We start from the raw sequence: 16,387 nt of genomic DNA on the forward strand, positions 1-16,387 counted from the left end.
CAGTCTCCATTGTGGTGTTTCGTGTCAGATTTGGCTGATGTCGCCGCGTGCCAGCTCGTCGGCGGCCTGCAGGATGCCCTGGCGCAGGATGGAGATCATGCGGTCGATCTCCTCGCGTGTGATGATCAGAGGCGGCGACAGCACGCACATATGACCGATCGGCCGGACGATCAGCCCGAGATCGAAGCAGATCGCATCGATCCGCGCCCCGATCTTGCGGTCGAAATCGTCGGCCACGACATGCGTCTTGTCGGCAAGGCATTCGACACAGCCCACCAGTCCGTTCGACCTGACATCGGCGACCAGCGGCAGGTCGGCTAGCGAGCGCAGACCGGCGGCGAAATGTTCCGACATCGCGCGTACATGATCGAGCAGGTTGCTCTTTTCCATGATCGCGATATTCGCCAACGCCGCGGCGCAGCTCACGGGATGGCCGGTATAGGTATAGCCATTGGTGAAATAGCTGCCCTTGGCATTCTCGCCGCTAACCCGCGCCAGAAGCTTTTCCGAGATGGCAAGGCCGCCCAGCGGCACATAGCCCGACGTAACGCCCTTGGCAAAGGTGATAATGTCGGGCACGACGCCGAACATCTTTTCGGAGGCGAACCATTCGCCGCAACGGCCGAAGGCGGTAACGACCTCGTCGGAGATATAGACGATGTCATGTTGCTCGCAGAGCGCCTTGATCCGGGCGTGATACCCCTTCGGTGGGATGATGACGCCACCGGAGGCCAGCAGCGGTTCGGCCAGGAAGGCAGCGACGGTGTCGGCACCCAGTTCCTCAAGCGTCTGCTGGAATTCGGCGACCAGATGATCCAGGAACTCGGTTTCCGATTTTCCGTCGGCCAGCCGCATGTTGGGACTGGAGATGAAGACGATGCGATCCTGCTCGATATCGAAATTCGGCCAATTGCCGGCGCGACCTGAACAGGCGGCTGTCAGGTTGGTGCTGCCGTGATAGCCGTCCTTGCGAACGATGATCCGCTTCTTGTCGGGTCGGCCGAGGACATTGTTGTAGAATTCCGTGAACCTCAGTGCCGAATCCACAGCGGTCGAACCGCCAGTGGTGAAGAAGATGCGATTAAGATCGCCCGGCGTCATTTCTGCGATGCGGGCGGCGAGCTCGGCCGCTGGCGAATTCGTCGTGTACCAGGGCGAGTTGTAGGAGAGCTTCATTGCCTGAGCCGCAATGGCATCGGCAATCTCCTGGCGCGCATAGCCGACCTGGGTACACCACATGCCGGCAGGGCCGTCGATCAGCCGCCGGCCGCGCGTGTCGACCACGTAGATGCCTTCGCCATAAGCAAGCAGAGGCCGGCTTTCTTCACCGAGTTTTGCCATTTCCTCAGCCGGCGACAAAAGATGCCGGCGGGCATCCGCTTCTCGCTCGATAGCATCCAACTGTGCCCCATGCATTGCATCCACCCTTTTGATTCCATCGCCTGACCGGCGATCTTTGTTTGCAGGCTGGCCCTCAGTCCTCTCGGGGACGAGGTCGTCGAGAGAGAGTGCCGTTGGCGCGACTATTGCTTGCACGGCCTTCCCGTGTCAACAATTTGATTGCTCAATCAATCAGAATTTTGTCGATATCGCCAAGCAGGACAGCGAGAAAATCGACGCAGAAAGCCTGCAAATCCAAGGATTCAGTGAGATAAGGGCAAGGCTGGCGCAATGCGCGACGGCGTGGAAAGAGCTTGGAGGAGCGAAAAGAATTGGCGTCGGAGGTGGGCTACCCAGGCGAAGCTCACGACTCCGCAGCGATGAACACGAGGCGCTTCTCCAGAAGTTGGTCGAAAATGGCGGTAATGTTCCGCGTGAACTCATGGATTGACAGCAGGATCCGCGGGTCGAACTCCCGCTCACCCTGTCGAAGACATGGAAAGCCTGCCGCAACTGTCGCACGGCTTTTTGTCGCTAAGCGCGTCGGTAACAATGAGGGGCCCGAGACTTGGTAAGCGACGAGGTCCAACGTGAAAGAACGTCGGTGAGTGGTTTTACCATGACCGCTACCGGCGCATGGGAGACTTGAGGTCGTCGCTCTATTGGCCCGAAGCTGCCGTAACGACCGACGATGAGAAGATAGCGAGATTGATAGTTCGCTTCCCATCAAGATCTCACTATGCACCCCAGCGAGTTGCCGAAGAGACCGCCAAACCTCAAGCATTGATGAAAAAATATCAGATCGGCAAACTCGTCAGGATCCAACGGGCCATTCCGTCCGCTGACCCCTCGTTTATCTCCTCATGCATGAGATGGTCGCACCCCAAACCTCTGCCGATAACAGCTTGGTGAAGGGCTTGCGCGCAGTCAATGTCACCGCCTGGATGCACCGGTCTTCCTGGGGAGGCCGGTGCATTCTATTTGAGAACGTTGTCATTCGGCTGGATCGGTTCAGGCAGATCCGCCTCACCGAGGAGGGACAGCATCTCACGCTCGACGGTGCGGAGCGGATGCCAAGCGGCTGAAGGGTGAGCTCGAACACCTGCGCACGGAGTTTGCCAATGCCCAGCGCAAGGGCGAATTCCAGAAGGCGGGCGAGCTTGCCTGCAGCACCATTCCCGAAGTTGAACGCAAACTGGCGGCCATCGAGGAAAACGAGCATTATTTAAACCCGCAAAAGCCGGCGATCGGCCTCTATATGCGTGCCGGCGCCGGCCTGCCCGATATTGCCGATGCGAAGAACTGGATTTTCGATGGCACGGCGGAAAAAGACGCGCTACCGTCTGATGTGGTGAAAGCCCTCGAGGCGATGGATTGAGCCGGCGTTCTGCCGGCTTGCCGCCTTCAAGATCTTGCCGAATGGAACCCGCATGGATGCAGTCCTCCCCTCCGTCGTCCCGCAGCCGGTCGCCGCGCGCCTGACAAAGGCGGCAATTTTCCTTGTGGTGACACTCGAACCCGGCAGCGCGGCCGAAAGCGCCATGCGCAAGCTCTGCGCCGATCTTTCGGGTCTCCTGCGCGCCGTCGGTTTTCGCGATCTGGAAGGCGGGCTTTCCTGTGTGCTCGGCATCGGCTCGGATGCCTGGGATCGCCTGTTCGGCGCGCCGCGGCCGAAGGACCTGCATCCCTTCCGCGAAATCCGCGGAAGCCATCACGCCGTCGCCACGCCCGGCGACCTGCTCTTCCACATCCGCGCCACGCGCATGGACCTCTGTTTCGAGCTTGCAACGCATATCATGAGCCGCGTGGCCGGCTTCGTCGTCACAGAGGACGAGGTGCACGGCTTCAGCTATTTCGACGACCGGGATCTCATCGGCTTCGTCGACGGCACGGAAAATCCCGTCGACGGTGCGGCCGTCGCAGCGACGATCATCGGCGACGAGGACCCGGACTTCGCCGGCGGCAGCTATGTGATCGTGCAGAAATACCTGCATGATCTGCCGGCCTGGAACCGCGTACCGGTTGCCGAGCAGGAGCGGATCATCGGCCGCGAAAAGCTCTCCGACATCGAGCTCGACGACGCGGCCAAGCCGAGTTACGCCCACAATGTCCTCACCTCCATCGAGGAGAACGGCGAGCCGCTGGAGATCCTGCGCGACAACATGCCTTTCGGCGATGTCGGCAAGGGCGAGTTCGGCACCTATTTCATCGGTTATGCCCGCTCGCCGCACCGCATCGAGCGCATGCTGGAGAACATGTTCATCGGCCTGCCGCCGGGCAACTACGACCGGCTGCTCGATTTCAGCCGCGCCGTCACCGGCAGCCTGTTCTTCATTCCTTCCGCTTCGTTTCTCGATACGGTGACGCCGGATGCAGCGGCGGCCACCTCCGTGGCGCCGGCTGCGGCCGCACCGGAACCACCGCCATCGCGCCGCGACGGCTCGCTCGGCATAGGCTCTCTGAAAAAAGGGGTTTCCCATGAATAACCTGCACCGTGAACTCGCACCCATTTCCGAGGCCGCCTGGGCCGGGATCGAGGAAGAGGCCGCGCGGACGCTGAAGCGCCATCTCGCCGCCCGGCGCGTCGTCGACATGGTCGGTCCGTCGGGGCCCGGTCTGTCGGCAGTCGGCACGGGCCATGTCTTGCCCATCGCGCCGCCGGGCGAAGGCATCCAGTCCCTCCGGCGCGAGGTGAAGCCGCTGGTGGAGCTGCGCGTGCCCTTCCAGCTTTCACGCAGCGCCATCGACGACGTCGAGCGCGGCGCGCTCGACAGCGACTGGTCGCCCGTCAAGGAAGCCATGCGCAAGATCGCATTTGCCGAGGACCGCGCGGTATTCGACGGCTACGCCGCCGCCGGCATCGACGGAATTCGCAACCTGGCGAGCAATCCGGCCGTGCCGCTGTCGCCGGGCGTGAAGCGTTATCCGGATGCGGTGGCGCGGGCGGTCGGCGAACTGCGGCTTGCCGGCGTCGAGGGTCCGTATGCGCTGATTCTCGGCGCGGATGCCTATATGGCGGCAAGCGGCGGCAGCGACGACGGCTATCCGGTCTTCCACCATATCGAGAGGATCGTCGATGGCGGCATCATCTGGGCGCCGGCCATCGAGGGCGGCCTCGTGCTCTCGCTGCGCGGCGGCGATTTCGAGCTGACGGTCGGCGAGGATTTTTCCATCGGCTATCTGTCTCATTCCGCCACGACCGTCGATCTCTACGTGCAGGAGAGTTTTACCTTCCGCATGTTGACGACGGAAGCGGCCGTGGCGCTTTCGACGGAGTGACAAGAGCCGAAGGAGGCAGGCATGACGGACACAGGCGGGCATCACGTCGTCATCGTCGGCGGCGGGTTCGGCGGACTGGAGGCGGCGCGGCATCTGGCGGCAGGCCCGTTCCGCATCACGGTGCTCGACCGGCGCAACCATCACCTGTTCCAGCCCTTGCTCTACCAGGCGGCGACGGCCTCGCTCGCGCTTTCGGAAATCGCCTGGCCGATCCGCTCGCTTCTTCGGCGCTATGAGAACGCGACGACGTTGCTCGGCGTGGTCAGCGGCGTGGATGCGGCGGAAAAGGCCGTGCTGCTGGAGGATGGGCGACGGGTTTCCTACGATACGCTGATCCTCGCCACCGGAGCACGCCACGCCTATTTCGGTCATGACGAATGGGAGCCGCATGCGCCGGGACTGAAGACGCTGGAGGATGCGACGACGATCCGCCGGCGTATCCTGTCCGTCTTCGAGCGGGCGGAATGGCTGACGGATGCCGACGAGCGCCGCCGCCTCCTGACCTTCGCGATCATCGGCGCCGGCCCGACCGGCGTGGAGCTTGCCGGCACCATCGCCGAACTCGCCCATGAGACGCTGCGCCGCGATTTCCGCACTATCGATACCCGCGAGGCGCGGGTGGTTCTGGTCGAGGCGGGGCCGCGTATTCTGTCGGCCTTCACCGAGGACCTGTCGGCCTATGCCGAGCGGGCGCTTGCCCGGCTTGGCGTCGAGGTGCGCACCGGCCGCGCGGTCTCGCAATGCAGCGCCGAGGGCATCGAACTCGGCGGTGAATTCCTGCCCGCCGCAACGATCCTCTGGGCGGCGGGCGTCGCCGCCTCGCCGGCGGCCGAGTGGCTGAACGTTCCGGCCGACCGGGCAGGGCGGATCATCGTGGCGCCCGATCTTTCCGTCCCGGGCTTTCCGGATATCTTCGCCATCGGCGATACGGCCCATGTCGCGATGGGAGAGGGGCGAACCGTGCCGGGCATCGCGCCGGCGGCCAAGCAGGAGGGCCGCTATGTCGCCGGTGTGATCCGTGCGCGGCAGGAGGCAAGGCCCGCGCCAAAACCCTTCGCCTATCGCAACGACGGCAATCTCGCGACCATCGGCAAGCGGGCCGCAATCGTCGATCTCGGCTGGATCAAGCTCAAGGGCCGGTTGGCGTGGTGGACCTGGGGCATCGCCCATGTCTACTTCCTGATCGGCCTGCGCAACCGCTTGGCCGTTGCGCTCAGCTGGTTGTGGATCTATTCGACCGGCCAGCGCAGCGCCCGCCTGATCACCGGAACGAATACCGAAGATGCGCAAAGGAAAAAACAATGAGCAAGCGTTTCGCCGTCGGCGATCATGTCACGTGGAATTCCGAAGCCGGCCATGTCTCCGGCACGATCATCGCCATCCACACCAGCGACTTCGACTACAAGGGCCACACCCACCACGCATCACCCGACGATCCGCAATACGAGATCAAGAGCGACAAGACCGACCACATCGCCGCCCACAAGGGCAGTGCGCTCCACCACGCGTGACTGCGTTACCGTGAAGCCGGAAGCTTGCGGTGCGGCACACATCACCATGCAGCCCTCCGGCGGAAAATGCCGCTATTCCGCGGCCGATCTGCGTGCGGTCGTTTGCCCCGGCGCGGAAACCTGCTGTCCGAAGCGGAAATGTGACAGGAGTTCGGCGAGCTTGACGCTTTCCATGGCCAGCGCGGCGCCGGCGGCACTCATTTGCCCGGCCATGGCGACATTCTGCTGCGTGCCCTGGTCCATGTGGTTGACAGACGTATTGACCTCGGAAACGCCGATTGCCTGTTCATGGGCGGCGGTGGCGATCGCTTCCATATGGGTGTTGGCGGAGACGACGAGTTGCGTGATCTCACCGAGGCATGCGCCGGTTTCTCCCACGAGCTTCACGCCTTCGCCGACTGCGACAGCTGCGGCGTTGACCAACTCCTGGATTTCCTTCGCCGCTTCGGAAGAGCGTTGGGCCAGCGCCCGCACCTCCTGCGCCACCACGGCGAAACCCTTGCCGGCTTCGCCCGCACGGGCGGCTTCGACACCGGCGTTGAGCGCCAGAAGATTCGTCTGGAAGGCGATTTCCTGAATGACGTCGATGATCTGGCCGATGCGTTGGGACGAATGCTCGATGCGTCCCATCGCGGCGATGGTCTCGCTCACCACGCCGCCGGACTGGTCCGCCTTGGCGCGCGCTTCATGCACCGTGCCGCGTGCGTCGCCGGTTCGCGCCGTGGTGGATCTGACATTCACGGTGATTTCTTCCAGCGCTGATGCCGTCTGCTCCAGCGAGGCTGCCTGCTGTTCGGCGCGGTGGGTGAGGTTGTTGGAGGCGGCGGAAATCTCCTGCGCGCCCGTATTGACGATGGCGACGGAGGTGGCGACATCGGCCAGCATCTCGCGCAGCCGCCGCGCCGACATGTTGAAGTCGTGGCGCAGCGTCTCGAACTGTTCGGCGAAAGGCGTATCGATCTCGCACAGCATGTCTCCGGAAGACAGGCGATGCAGGCCGTCGGCCAGCGATGCCGTCGCCAGCCGCAGGCGTTCTTCCGCCTCGGCTTCGACGCGGCGCTGCATCTCCGTCCGCCGCAACTCCGCCTCCTGGCGGCTGGTGGCGGCTTCGGCCTCGAGTTGGTGATTGCGGGCGGCGGCCTGCCGGAAGATCTCGACGGAACGCGCCATGCCGCCGATTTCGTCCCGACGTCCGACGAAGGGAACGCTGATCGCAAAATCGCCGTCGGCCAGGCGACGCATGACGTCGGTGATCCGCTCGATGGGGCGGCCGAAATTGGTGGCGACGAAAAACGCGCCGACGAGGGCTGCGGCGAGAATGCCGGCGGAGATCAGCAGCATGCGGTTGCGGGCGGTTGTCGCGCTTTCCACCATGGCGCTTTCGGGCGCGGAAAGCACCAGCAGCCATGTCTGTTCGATTCCCGGAAAGACGACGGGAATGGCGGCCTGATAGACGTTGCCATCGATGACGCGTTCGGAGATGCCGTCGCGCCGTGCGGCTTCGCCGAGCGTGGTGACCGCCTGGTCCTCCACGGGCTTGCCCAGCAGGCCGGCATCCGCATTGGCCAGCCATTGGCCGCTGCCGTCGATCAGGGAGACGTTGCCGACGCCGAAGGGTTTGAGTTTGGCGATCATCTTCGACATCTCGGCCAGCGCAAAATCCACGCCCGTGGTGCCGATGATCTCGCCGTTTACCCTGATCGGCGAGCCGACCGTCGTCAGCAGCGTCGGAACGCCGTCGATGTCATCGATATAGGACGGGGTGATGACCGTCCGTCCGGCCTTGCGCGGTGTGTCGTACCAGACCCTGGCGGCCGGATCGCTCATGTCGAGCTTTTCGACGGCGATCTGTTTTGCGCTGTCCCGGTAGATATAGGTGGCGAACCGTCCGCCTGCGGCGTCGGAAAAGGGATGGCCGACAAAATCGGCATCCCGGCCGTCCAGCGCCTGGGGTTCGAATACCAGCGTCACGCCGAGCACGTCGGGATTGTCCGCTACCATGCCCGTCACCGCCCGACCCAGCTGATCACGGTCCTTGACCTCGGAGGCGGCGAGAACCTGGGCGGTCGTCGCGAGGTTTCGGGAGATATCGGCGGCATGCTGGATATCGGTGCGGATCGCGTTGGCATATTCTCTGAGCAGCCCGCGCGCGGCATCGGCCGCTTCCGTCCGGCTGGAGACCGACATCAATGTCGACCCCGCGAGGGTGACAGCCGCCAGGCCGACGAAAAATCCGATGGCGGTTACGATCAGCAGCCTGCTACGCAGCGAATGAAATCTTGTCATGAATATACGCCGACACAATTATAAGGTTTGAAAATCAATGCGCCGGAGGAGAGGGAATCCGGCCGGATGATACCGCACGAGAAAACTTAAAATTGCGTGCAATTCGGGCGCCGCCGCCAAGAACGTTTCGGCCGCGAATAGCGGGGCAGGGGGACTGGTCCGCTTGCCTGTGCAGGCCCCTGGCGGCCATGACGGTGCCCGGCATGGTCACGATCCCGGATGGAACGGCCTGCCGCGGCTCTCTCAGGTCTTCTTCAACTGCCTGACGTACCACACCATGATCAGCGCCAGACTGACGAAGACCGCACCGGCGAGCACGACCGAGGCGACCGCGAGGCGCGGCGTGCCGGCGGAGCGCAGGCTGAGCCACATCAGCACGGGCAGGGTCTGGGTATCCCGCGTGGTCAGGAACAGCGCCATGACGAATTCGTTGAGCGAGATGACGAATGCAAACAGCGCCGACGAGATGATGCCGGTGGAAACCGACGGCAGGACGATCTCGAAGAAGGTCTGCACCGGCCGGCCGCCGAGATCGTAGGAGGCCTCGACGATGCGGTGGTCGACGGTGCGGAACGTCGCTTCCATCAGCATGAAGACCAGCGGCATGGCCCAGAGCGAATGTGCAAGCATCACCAGGCCGCGGGTTCCGTAGATGTCGTAGCCGAAGATCGAGACATTGCCGAACGCCATCGCCACGCCGAGGCCCAGCACCACGCCGGGCATGAACAGCGGCAGCATGATCACCAGATAGACGACCGACTTGAGGGGAAAGGTGAAACGCTCGAAGGCCCAGGCCGCGAGGACACCCGAAACCGTCGAGATCACCGTCGTGCCCAGGGCGATGATGACGCTGCTTTTCAGCGCGTCGACCCATTGCGGGCTTGCGAAGAAATCCTGATACCAGGCAAACGACCAGGCCTTGATCGGAAAGCGGATCACCGACGCTTCGTTAAAGGACATGACCAGCGTCACCACCACCGGAATTGCGATGTAGGCGATGATGAAGACGGTGAAGGCGAGACCGAGAATTCTCAGAAGCGTCGCGTCGAGGCGTGCGCGCGGCGTGTGCGCAAGCTTCGGGGGCTCCATCGGAGGTGCGGTGTCAGCCATTGAGAGCGGTCCGTTTCGATGACAGCATGCGGATGATCATCATCACGATCGCCACGCCGACGGTGAGTACGATGGAGAAGGCCGCCGCCCTCGGCCAGTTGTGCTTGCCCAGCATCTGCTCCTGGATCAGGTAGCCGATGGTCCACAAGGTATCGGGACCGAGCGCCGAAGGTGTCGCATAGGTGCCGACGGCCCAGATGAAGGATTGCGCGAAGGCCGCCGCGATGCCGCCCTTGGTCAGCGGCAGCAGCACTTCATGGAAGGTCCGCAGCGGTGCGGCGCCGAGATCGGCGCTCGCCTCCAGCACCTTCTTGTCGATGCCGTCGAAGATCGACAGCAGGATGAAGAAACAGAAGGGCAGCGTGACGTAGGTGAGGCCGACAAAGGCGGCGAATTCGGTATACATCAGGCTGATCTTGTCGGTGATCAGCCCTGATGACACCAGGGCGTAACTCAGCAGGCCGTTCTTGGGAAAGAACATCCACCAACCGAAGATGATCGAGATTTCCGAGATCAGCAGCGGGCAGAGCGCCAGCGCCACGAAGGCCAGCCGCCAGCGCTTCGGCTTCAGCCAGACCAGCATGGCGAAGGCATAACCGATGATCACGGTCGCTATCGAGGAGATCAAGGCCAGCCGCGCCGTCGTCCAGATCGCATTGCGGAAAGTCGGGTCCGTCAGCATGGCGGCATAATTGTCCCAGGTGAAGTCCGGGACGTAGAAGCGCTGGTCGATATGGGCGTTAAAACTCATGCGGCCCATGAAGAGGATCGGCAGGCCGAAGAAGGCGATGGCAATCAGCAGCGCCGGCGACATCAAAAGCCAGGGCATCAGCGCCGCCGACCAAAACGTCCTTCGTGGCGCGGGGCTGTCGAGCGCCGCTGTCTCGGAAGCGCCGCTCATCGGTAGGCCACCATGTCGGCGCTGCGCCAGCCGATATCGACGAGATCGCCGGGCCGATGCGCGATTGCGCCCTGGTGGTCGACGAACAGTTCGATCCTGCCGGCCTTGAAGTGGTAACGATGGACGTCGCCGAGGAATTCGGTAAAATCGAGCCGTGCCTTGAGCCTGTTGTCCAGGTCGGCGCGATCGATCTGCAGCCGGCTCGGCCGGACATAAAGCCGCCAGTCACCGTCGGCCAAGCCGTTGGCGAGGCGCAGGTCGATGGTTGCGCCATCGGCATCCGCCGCGGCGCCTGATGCCATCTGCGTTTTCAAACAGCAGCTCTCGCCGATGAAGGTGTAGACGAATTCGCTGGCCGGTTCGCCGAACACCTTCTCCGGTCGGTCGATCTGCTCGATCCGGCCGCTGCGCATGACGGCGACGCGGCTGGACATCGCCATGGCCTCGCCCTGGTCGTGGGTCACATAGATGGCGCTGAAGCCGATTTCGTCGTGCAGCCGCTTGATCTCGGCGCGCAACTGCAGGCGCAGCGACAGGTCGAGCGCCGAAAGCGGCTCGTCGAACAGCAGGATCGCCGGACGCACCACCATGGAGCGCGCCAGCGCCACGCGCTGCTTCTGACCGCCGGACATCTGGGCGGGATACCGTTCCTCGAAGCCGGCAAGCCGGACGATATCGAGCGCCTGCCGTACCCGCGGCGCGATATCCGCCCTGGCGACGCCGCGCATCCGCAAGCCGTAAGCGACGTTTTCCGCCACCGTCTTGTGCGGGAACAGCGCGCCGGTCTGGAAGATCGTCGCCGTATCGCGCTGATAGGCCGGCAGGTGATCGACACGGCCGCCATTGATGCGGATAGCCCCGGCATCCGGTTTCTCAAAACCGCCGATCAGCCGCAGCGTCGATGTCTTGCCCGAGCCGGAAGGCCCGAGCAAGGTGACGAATTCGCCGCGCTTGACGTCGATGGACACGTCGTCGACCGCAACGACGCCACCGAAGGCACGCCGGAGACGATCAAGTTCCAGGGCACTCGTGTCTGCCACTACCATAACTCCACATGAGGACGCGCCTGGCACCACGTCTGCGGTGCCAGGCCAGAAAACCGATCGTCAGCCTTCGGTCGTTTTGGTGATGGTTTCTTTCATGCGGACGCTGTAGGCATCCCAGTTCGGGCCGAACTTGTCCCAGCCGTCGATGCCGAAAAGCTTGTAGGTATTGCGCAGCGCCGCTTCGTCGCGGGGATAGCTCGGCCAGTGCGCCGGTGGCTCGAGGCCCTGCAGCGACATGAAGTCGGTGGAGGCGTTGAGGAAATTCTGCTGCGTTTCCTTTTCCAAAAGATAACTCATGAACAGGTCGCTGAGATCGGAATGTCTGGTACCACGCACCTTCATGAACCAGTTGGTATAGGAGGCGGTGCCCTCCTGCGGGATTGCCGCCTCGAAGTCGTCGCCATATTCCTTGATGAAACCGTAGGCGTCGGCGGAATACATCATCGCGACGGTGGCTTCTTCCTGGGTCATCAGGTTGGTGAGTTCGGCGCCGTCCTTGTACCACTTGGCGACCTTGAGCTTGTCCAGTTCCTTGAACAATGCCTCGACATCGTCGGGCGAGCCGAACACTTCGTCGATCCCCGGCTTGGAGGAGGACAGGAGGGCCGGAATGCAGAGGTCCCAGTAGAAGGCCGAGGCATCGAGCGTCGACTTGCCCATGGCCTTCTCGTCCCAGAACCCCTTCCAGCTGTCGGGCTTCAAGCCGCTCGACTTGGCCGTCAGCATCCACAACGAACCGGTGCCGAAGGGCACGCCGTAGTCTTTCGCCGGGCCGCGGTTTTCGTCGAACCAGGGATAGATATTGGCATTGCCGGGGATTTTCGAGCGATCGACCTTCTCGAACACGTTCTGCGCCATACCGGTCGTGGTGGTGTATTCGTCGGCGATCGTCAGGTCGAACGGCGGATTGTCGGCAGGTGCTGCGACGATCTGGGCAACCATCTGGTCCCAGCCGCCGACCGTTTCGACCTTGGTGCCGTATTTGTCGTTGAACGGCTTGACCACCGCCTCGCGGAAGCTCAGCTCGTGATTGCCCGACCAGGAGACGACGATCAGCCCTTCTCCGGCAAAGGCCGCCTGCGCCGAAGCCGGGGTTGCCCGGCCGATGATGGCGGGTGCACCGATGATCGTCGCCGCGCCGAGCGCGAGTTTCATCGCTCCACGGCGGCTGATGCCGTTTTGAATATCGTCGAACGCCATAAGATTCCCTCCTTTTTTGTTCCCATGGGACGCCGGCTTTCTGCCGGTCCGGCCCCGTTCACTCCCGCATTCCGGCGGCCCGGAATGGTCGTCTCGACTGGCCTAAAGCGCAGTGCCGACCTTCAGCCCCTCATAAACCGCCTCCTCCGCGGTCCGTGGCGCCATGCTGTCGCCGATGATGTGGACGTCCCGTCCCTGCTCGATCAGCCGGGCACTGAGGCCGTCGACCGGCTCGTGCCCGAGACAGAGTACCAGCGTATCGATATTTTCATACAGGATCGGCTGCTCGCTGACGGAATGCTGCATGTACACCGTACCGCTGTCGCAACCGTAGAGACGGGCATAAGGGGTGACGCGCACGCCCGATTTGTACAGCTCGGCGGCAAGGTTGTCGCGCACGTAAAGCGGCAGCAGCTCGCCCGGATGCGTGCCGTTGACGGCAAGCTCGACGCTGCAGCCGTCATTGACCAGCATCTCGGCAATGCCCGGCCCGATCCAGTCGCAACGCCAGTCGGCAACCACCACGCGGGTGCCGGTCTTGACCTCTTTCCGGATCACCTGCCAGGCATCGACGACCTGAACGCTGCCATCGTCCGGCATCTCCGGCAGGAACGGTTTTGCGCCGGTGGCGATCACCACCGCATCGGGATTTTCCGCCTCCACCAGCGCCTGGTCGACGCGCACGCCCTTGAACACCCGGACCTGCGCCAGTTCGAGTTCCCGCGAAAGATTGGTGACGATGCCGCCGAACTCCGCCCGGCGCGGCAATTGCTGCGCCAGCAGCGCCTGGCCGCCCAGATGCTGGGAGGCCTCGTACAACGAGACCTGGTGCCCGCGTGCCGCGGCAATCGCCGCCGCCTTCATGCCCGCCGGGCCACCGCCGACCACCATCACCTTTTTTGGTCGAACCGCCGGCTTCAGCGTGCCGAACTTGAGTTCGCGCCCGGTTTCCGGATGCTGGATGCAGGAGATCGGAAAACCACGGTGGAAATGGCCGATACAAGCCTGGTTGCAGGCAATGCAGGCGCGGATGTCGTCGGTGCGGCCCGCTTCCGCCTTGGCCGGCATTTCGGGGTCGCAGATCAGCGCCCGCGTCATGCCGCAGACGTCGGCAGATCCTTCCGCCAGCAAGGCTTCCGCCTCGTGAGGCTGGTTGATGCGCCCGGCGACGAAGACCGGAATGCCGAGCGCCGTGCGGAACCGCGCCGCGTCCTGCGCCAGATAGGCATTTCGATAGGCCATCGGCGGCACGATATGGACAGCGCCGCCCAGCGACGCCGATGTCCCCGCCGTGACGTTGACATAGTCGAGATACGGTTCGAGCCCGCGACAGATCTCCAGGGCTTCGTCGATGCTCAGGCCGTGCTCGTCACGCTCTCCGGAGCTGATCCGCATGCCGATGACGAAATCCTCCGATGTCGCCACACGGATCGCCTTCAGCGTTTCGACGGCAAACAGCAGCCGCCCCTCGTCGGAGCCGCCATAATCGTCGGTCCGGCGGTTGACGCGCGGGTTGAAGAATTGTGCCGGCAGATAGCCGTGGCTCGCGACGAATTCCACGCCGTCGAGGCCGGCCTCGTGCATGCGCCGGGCCGCCGCGCTGTAGCCGGCGATGATCTCCCTGATCATGCGCGTGTCGAGCTGCCGCGGCATGACGCGAAAACGTTCGTTGGGCGATATGGATGGCGCGTAGGCGACCGTCAGCAGGCCGTCGCCGCCTTCCATGATCTCGCGGCCGGGGTGGAAGAGCTGCGAGAACACCATGCAGCCATGCGCGTGACAGGCATCGGCCAGCTTCCGGTAACCGTCGATGCAGTCGTCCTCGGTCGCCATCAGCATGTGCGATGTATAACGCGCCGTCTCGTGCACGCCGGCGACCTGGCTGACGATCAGCCCGACGCCGCCGCGGGCGCGGGCCTCGTGGTAGGCAACCAGCGCCTCGTTGACCAGGCCGTCCGTCGGCAGCGTCGTATCGTGCCCGGTGGACATGATGCGGTTCTTGAGCCTGACACCGCGGATCTGCAGCGGCTGGAAAAGACGGGGGAATGCGCTGTCGGCAGCGGCATTATGATCGATGGCGGTGTTCATGACCGGTCTCAGGCCTGCCGCGTGCGCCAGTCGACGGGATCGAGCGCGTAAAACACCGTCGCGCCGTCACCTTCATAGGCGAGCGCCGTGCCCTTCGGCACCCACAGGACGTCGCCGGGCACGGTATCGAAGACCTCGTCGCCGACCCGCAGCCGGAACTTGCCTTCGAGCGTGACGATCAGCTCGTCGTAGAGAACCGTCCAGGCGATGGAACAGTCGTCGAAGCGGGCGATGTCGGCGCCCATGGTCTTGCTGTGTTCCGGACCGACCAGACGCGCGATCGACGCCTTTTTCGGGTCGTCGCCATAAGCCTCGAACGCGCGGTCCGATTTTTTGAAATGAATGACTTCCGTCACTGGTCTCTCCTCCCGACCCAGCCCCGATGCGATTTTGGTAATTGATCGTAAGTAAAAAATCGACAGAAATTTTTACTGTAGCAAAAATTTTATTCAGAAATTATGTTTTGGGTGTGGATCGTCGCGGGCATTTTCATGCACCGCAGCAATTTCTCCATCCGAGCTTGCGGAACGACCGCCGATCGGCAAAAAGGAGAAACAGCGGATGCCTTGGGTCCGAAAACGCGGATCGACGGAAGCCGGATCGGGAGCGGGTATGGCGGCTGAAATGGGTCTGGAAGCGGAAACGGCTGCCGTCGGCGAGGACGCGGTCCTGGGCGAACGCATCCGCGGCTTGCGCAAGCGACGAAAGATGACACTGGCGCAACTGGCCGAAAGCGCCAATCTTTCGACGGGCTATATCAGCCAGATCGAACGCAAGCTTGCTTATCCCTCCATCCCGGCCCTGGTGAACATCGCCAAAAGCCTCGGCGTCACCGTGCAGTGGTTTTTCGCCGGCGCCTCGCCCGTGCCGCAGGAGGAGCATGGATATGTCGTGCGCCAGGGCAACCGGCTGAAAATCCAGTACGAACACGGCATCGTCGACGAACTGGTGACGCCGAAGATGAGCCTGCAGGTCGAAATGATCTACACGCGGCTGCCGCCCGGGACGGAAAGCGCGGAAAGCTACACCCATGCGGGCGACGGTGTCGGTTTCGTCATTTCGGGCGAGCTGGAAATATGGGTCGGCGAACGCCATTTCCATCTCCATGAGGGCGACAGCTGCTCCTATTCCTCGGGAGAGCCGCACCGCTACCGCAATTCCGGCTCACGCGAAACGATTGTCGTCTGGGCCATCAGCCCGCCGAGTTTTTAGACGCGGCACTACCCTTTCGGCATGGGCATGCACGGCGTGCCGCCAGGCAATTTTTGCATATAGGGATGGCCGGGACGGGCGAGGATGTCGCGTGGTCTGCCCTGCTCGATCAGTTCTCCCCGGCGCATCACCTGCTGCAGATCACGGCAGCCGAAGCTGAGACCCCGTTTCTTCGGAGTTTTTTACGTGTTGCAAGGGAGGTGTGGCGGGATCCGCGTTGGCCCAAGTTGGCCATTGTGCCGGGAGTGTGGCGGCAACGGAGATGGTCCGTCGAATGGCGAGGAGCGCCTGATAATGCCGGCCGGGCGGCCGGATGATGCGCTGGGCATCGAAATTGCCGGCCGCAATCGTCGCTGCGGCCGGCAATGTCATCG

At 63.2% G+C, this 16,387-nt stretch carries 14 protein-coding genes; 5 read left to right on the plus strand and 9 right to left on the minus strand.

Annotated elements, in window-relative coordinates; translation table 11 throughout:
• Positions 1-24: 24 nt before the first annotated feature.
• Complete coding sequence (locus DEM27_RS18990) at positions 25-1,416, minus strand: aminotransferase (RefSeq protein ID WP_109459828.1); 1,392 nt, start codon at positions 1,414-1,416, stop codon at positions 25-27.
• 1,394 nt (positions 1,417-2,810) lie between these two features.
• On the opposite strand from DEM27_RS18990, the gene DEM27_RS19000 reads away from it, so the two are divergent.
• The 4 genes from DEM27_RS19000 to DEM27_RS19015 are packed head-to-tail and all read left to right on the plus strand — an operon-like array spanning position 2,811 to position 6,170.
• On the plus strand, positions 2,811-3,866 hold the full coding sequence (locus tag DEM27_RS19000) for a Dyp-type peroxidase (RefSeq protein ID WP_109459830.1): 1,056 nt from the start codon (positions 2,811-2,813) through the stop codon (positions 3,864-3,866).
• Positions 3,859-4,659, plus strand: coding sequence for a family 1 encapsulin nanocompartment shell protein (locus tag DEM27_RS19005; protein WP_109459831.1), 801 nt, complete (start codon positions 3,859-3,861; stop codon positions 4,657-4,659). The genes DEM27_RS19000 and DEM27_RS19005 overlap by 8 nt, the downstream gene beginning before the upstream one ends.
• Positions 4,660-4,680: 21 nt before the next feature.
• Entirely contained in the window at positions 4,681-5,964 is a 1,284-nt protein-coding gene (locus DEM27_RS19010; RefSeq protein ID WP_109459832.1) for an NAD(P)/FAD-dependent oxidoreductase, read from the plus strand.
• Positions 5,961-6,170 carry a hypervirulence associated TUDOR domain-containing protein gene (locus DEM27_RS19015; RefSeq protein WP_109459833.1) on the plus strand — a complete coding sequence of 70 codons (210 nt, stop codon included), beginning with the start codon at positions 5,961-5,963 and terminating at the stop codon, positions 6,168-6,170. Before DEM27_RS19010 ends, DEM27_RS19015 begins: the two co-directional genes overlap by 4 nt.
• A 72-nt stretch (positions 6,171-6,242) precedes the next feature.
• Here the strand turns inward: DEM27_RS19015 and DEM27_RS19020 are convergent, their stop codons facing one another.
• From DEM27_RS19020 to DEM27_RS19050, 7 genes are all read right to left on the minus strand, one after another.
• A complete protein-coding gene (locus tag DEM27_RS19020; RefSeq protein WP_109459834.1) occupies positions 6,243-8,456 on the minus strand; it encodes a methyl-accepting chemotaxis protein in 2,214 nt (737 codons plus the stop codon).
• A 243-nt stretch (positions 8,457-8,699) separates the two neighbouring features.
• On the minus strand, positions 8,700-9,566 hold the full coding sequence (locus DEM27_RS19025; RefSeq protein ID WP_109459835.1) for an ABC transporter permease: 867 nt from the start codon (positions 9,564-9,566) through the stop codon (positions 8,700-8,702).
• The gene (locus DEM27_RS19030) at positions 9,559-10,467 is read right to left on the minus strand and encodes an ABC transporter permease (protein ID WP_109459836.1); all 909 of its coding nucleotides are present in this window, start codon (positions 10,465-10,467) and stop codon (positions 9,559-9,561) included. The genes DEM27_RS19025 and DEM27_RS19030 overlap by 8 nt, the downstream gene beginning before the upstream one ends.
• The gene (locus DEM27_RS19035) at positions 10,464-11,507 is read right to left on the minus strand and encodes an ABC transporter ATP-binding protein (protein ID WP_165823489.1); all 1,044 of its coding nucleotides are present in this window, start codon (positions 11,505-11,507) and stop codon (positions 10,464-10,466) included. The genes DEM27_RS19030 and DEM27_RS19035 overlap by 4 nt, the downstream gene beginning before the upstream one ends.
• Before the next feature lie 66 nt (positions 11,508-11,573).
• Positions 11,574-12,713: an ABC transporter substrate-binding protein gene (locus DEM27_RS19040; protein ID WP_109459838.1), complete on the minus strand. Its 1,140-nt coding sequence runs from the start codon at positions 12,711-12,713 to the stop codon at positions 11,574-11,576.
• Positions 12,714-12,815: 102 nt separating this feature from the next.
• Entirely contained in the window at positions 12,816-14,801 is a 1,986-nt protein-coding gene (locus tag DEM27_RS19045; protein ID WP_109459839.1) for an oxidoreductase, read from the minus strand.
• A gap of 8 nt (positions 14,802-14,809) precedes the next feature.
• The gene (locus DEM27_RS19050) at positions 14,810-15,157 is read right to left on the minus strand and encodes a cupin domain-containing protein (protein ID WP_109459840.1); all 348 of its coding nucleotides are present in this window, start codon (positions 15,155-15,157) and stop codon (positions 14,810-14,812) included.
• A 256-nt stretch (positions 15,158-15,413) separates the two neighbouring features.
• Between DEM27_RS19050 and DEM27_RS19055 the strand changes: the two genes are divergently transcribed.
• Positions 15,414-16,013 carry a helix-turn-helix domain-containing protein gene (locus DEM27_RS19055; RefSeq protein ID WP_205908924.1) on the plus strand — a complete coding sequence of 200 codons (600 nt, stop codon included), beginning with the start codon at positions 15,414-15,416 and terminating at the stop codon, positions 16,011-16,013.
• A gap of 141 nt (positions 16,014-16,154) precedes the next feature.
• Here DEM27_RS19055 and DEM27_RS33625 read toward each other — a convergent pair whose 3' ends face one another.
• The gene (locus DEM27_RS33625) at positions 16,155-16,385 is read right to left on the minus strand and encodes a hypothetical protein (protein ID WP_128755529.1); all 231 of its coding nucleotides are present in this window, start codon (positions 16,383-16,385) and stop codon (positions 16,155-16,157) included.
• Between the last annotated feature and the right edge of the window lie 2 nt (positions 16,386-16,387).

The organism is Rhizobium album (genome assembly GCF_003122325.1).
GTDB lineage: Bacteria > Pseudomonadota > Alphaproteobacteria > Rhizobiales > Rhizobiaceae > Metarhizobium > Metarhizobium album.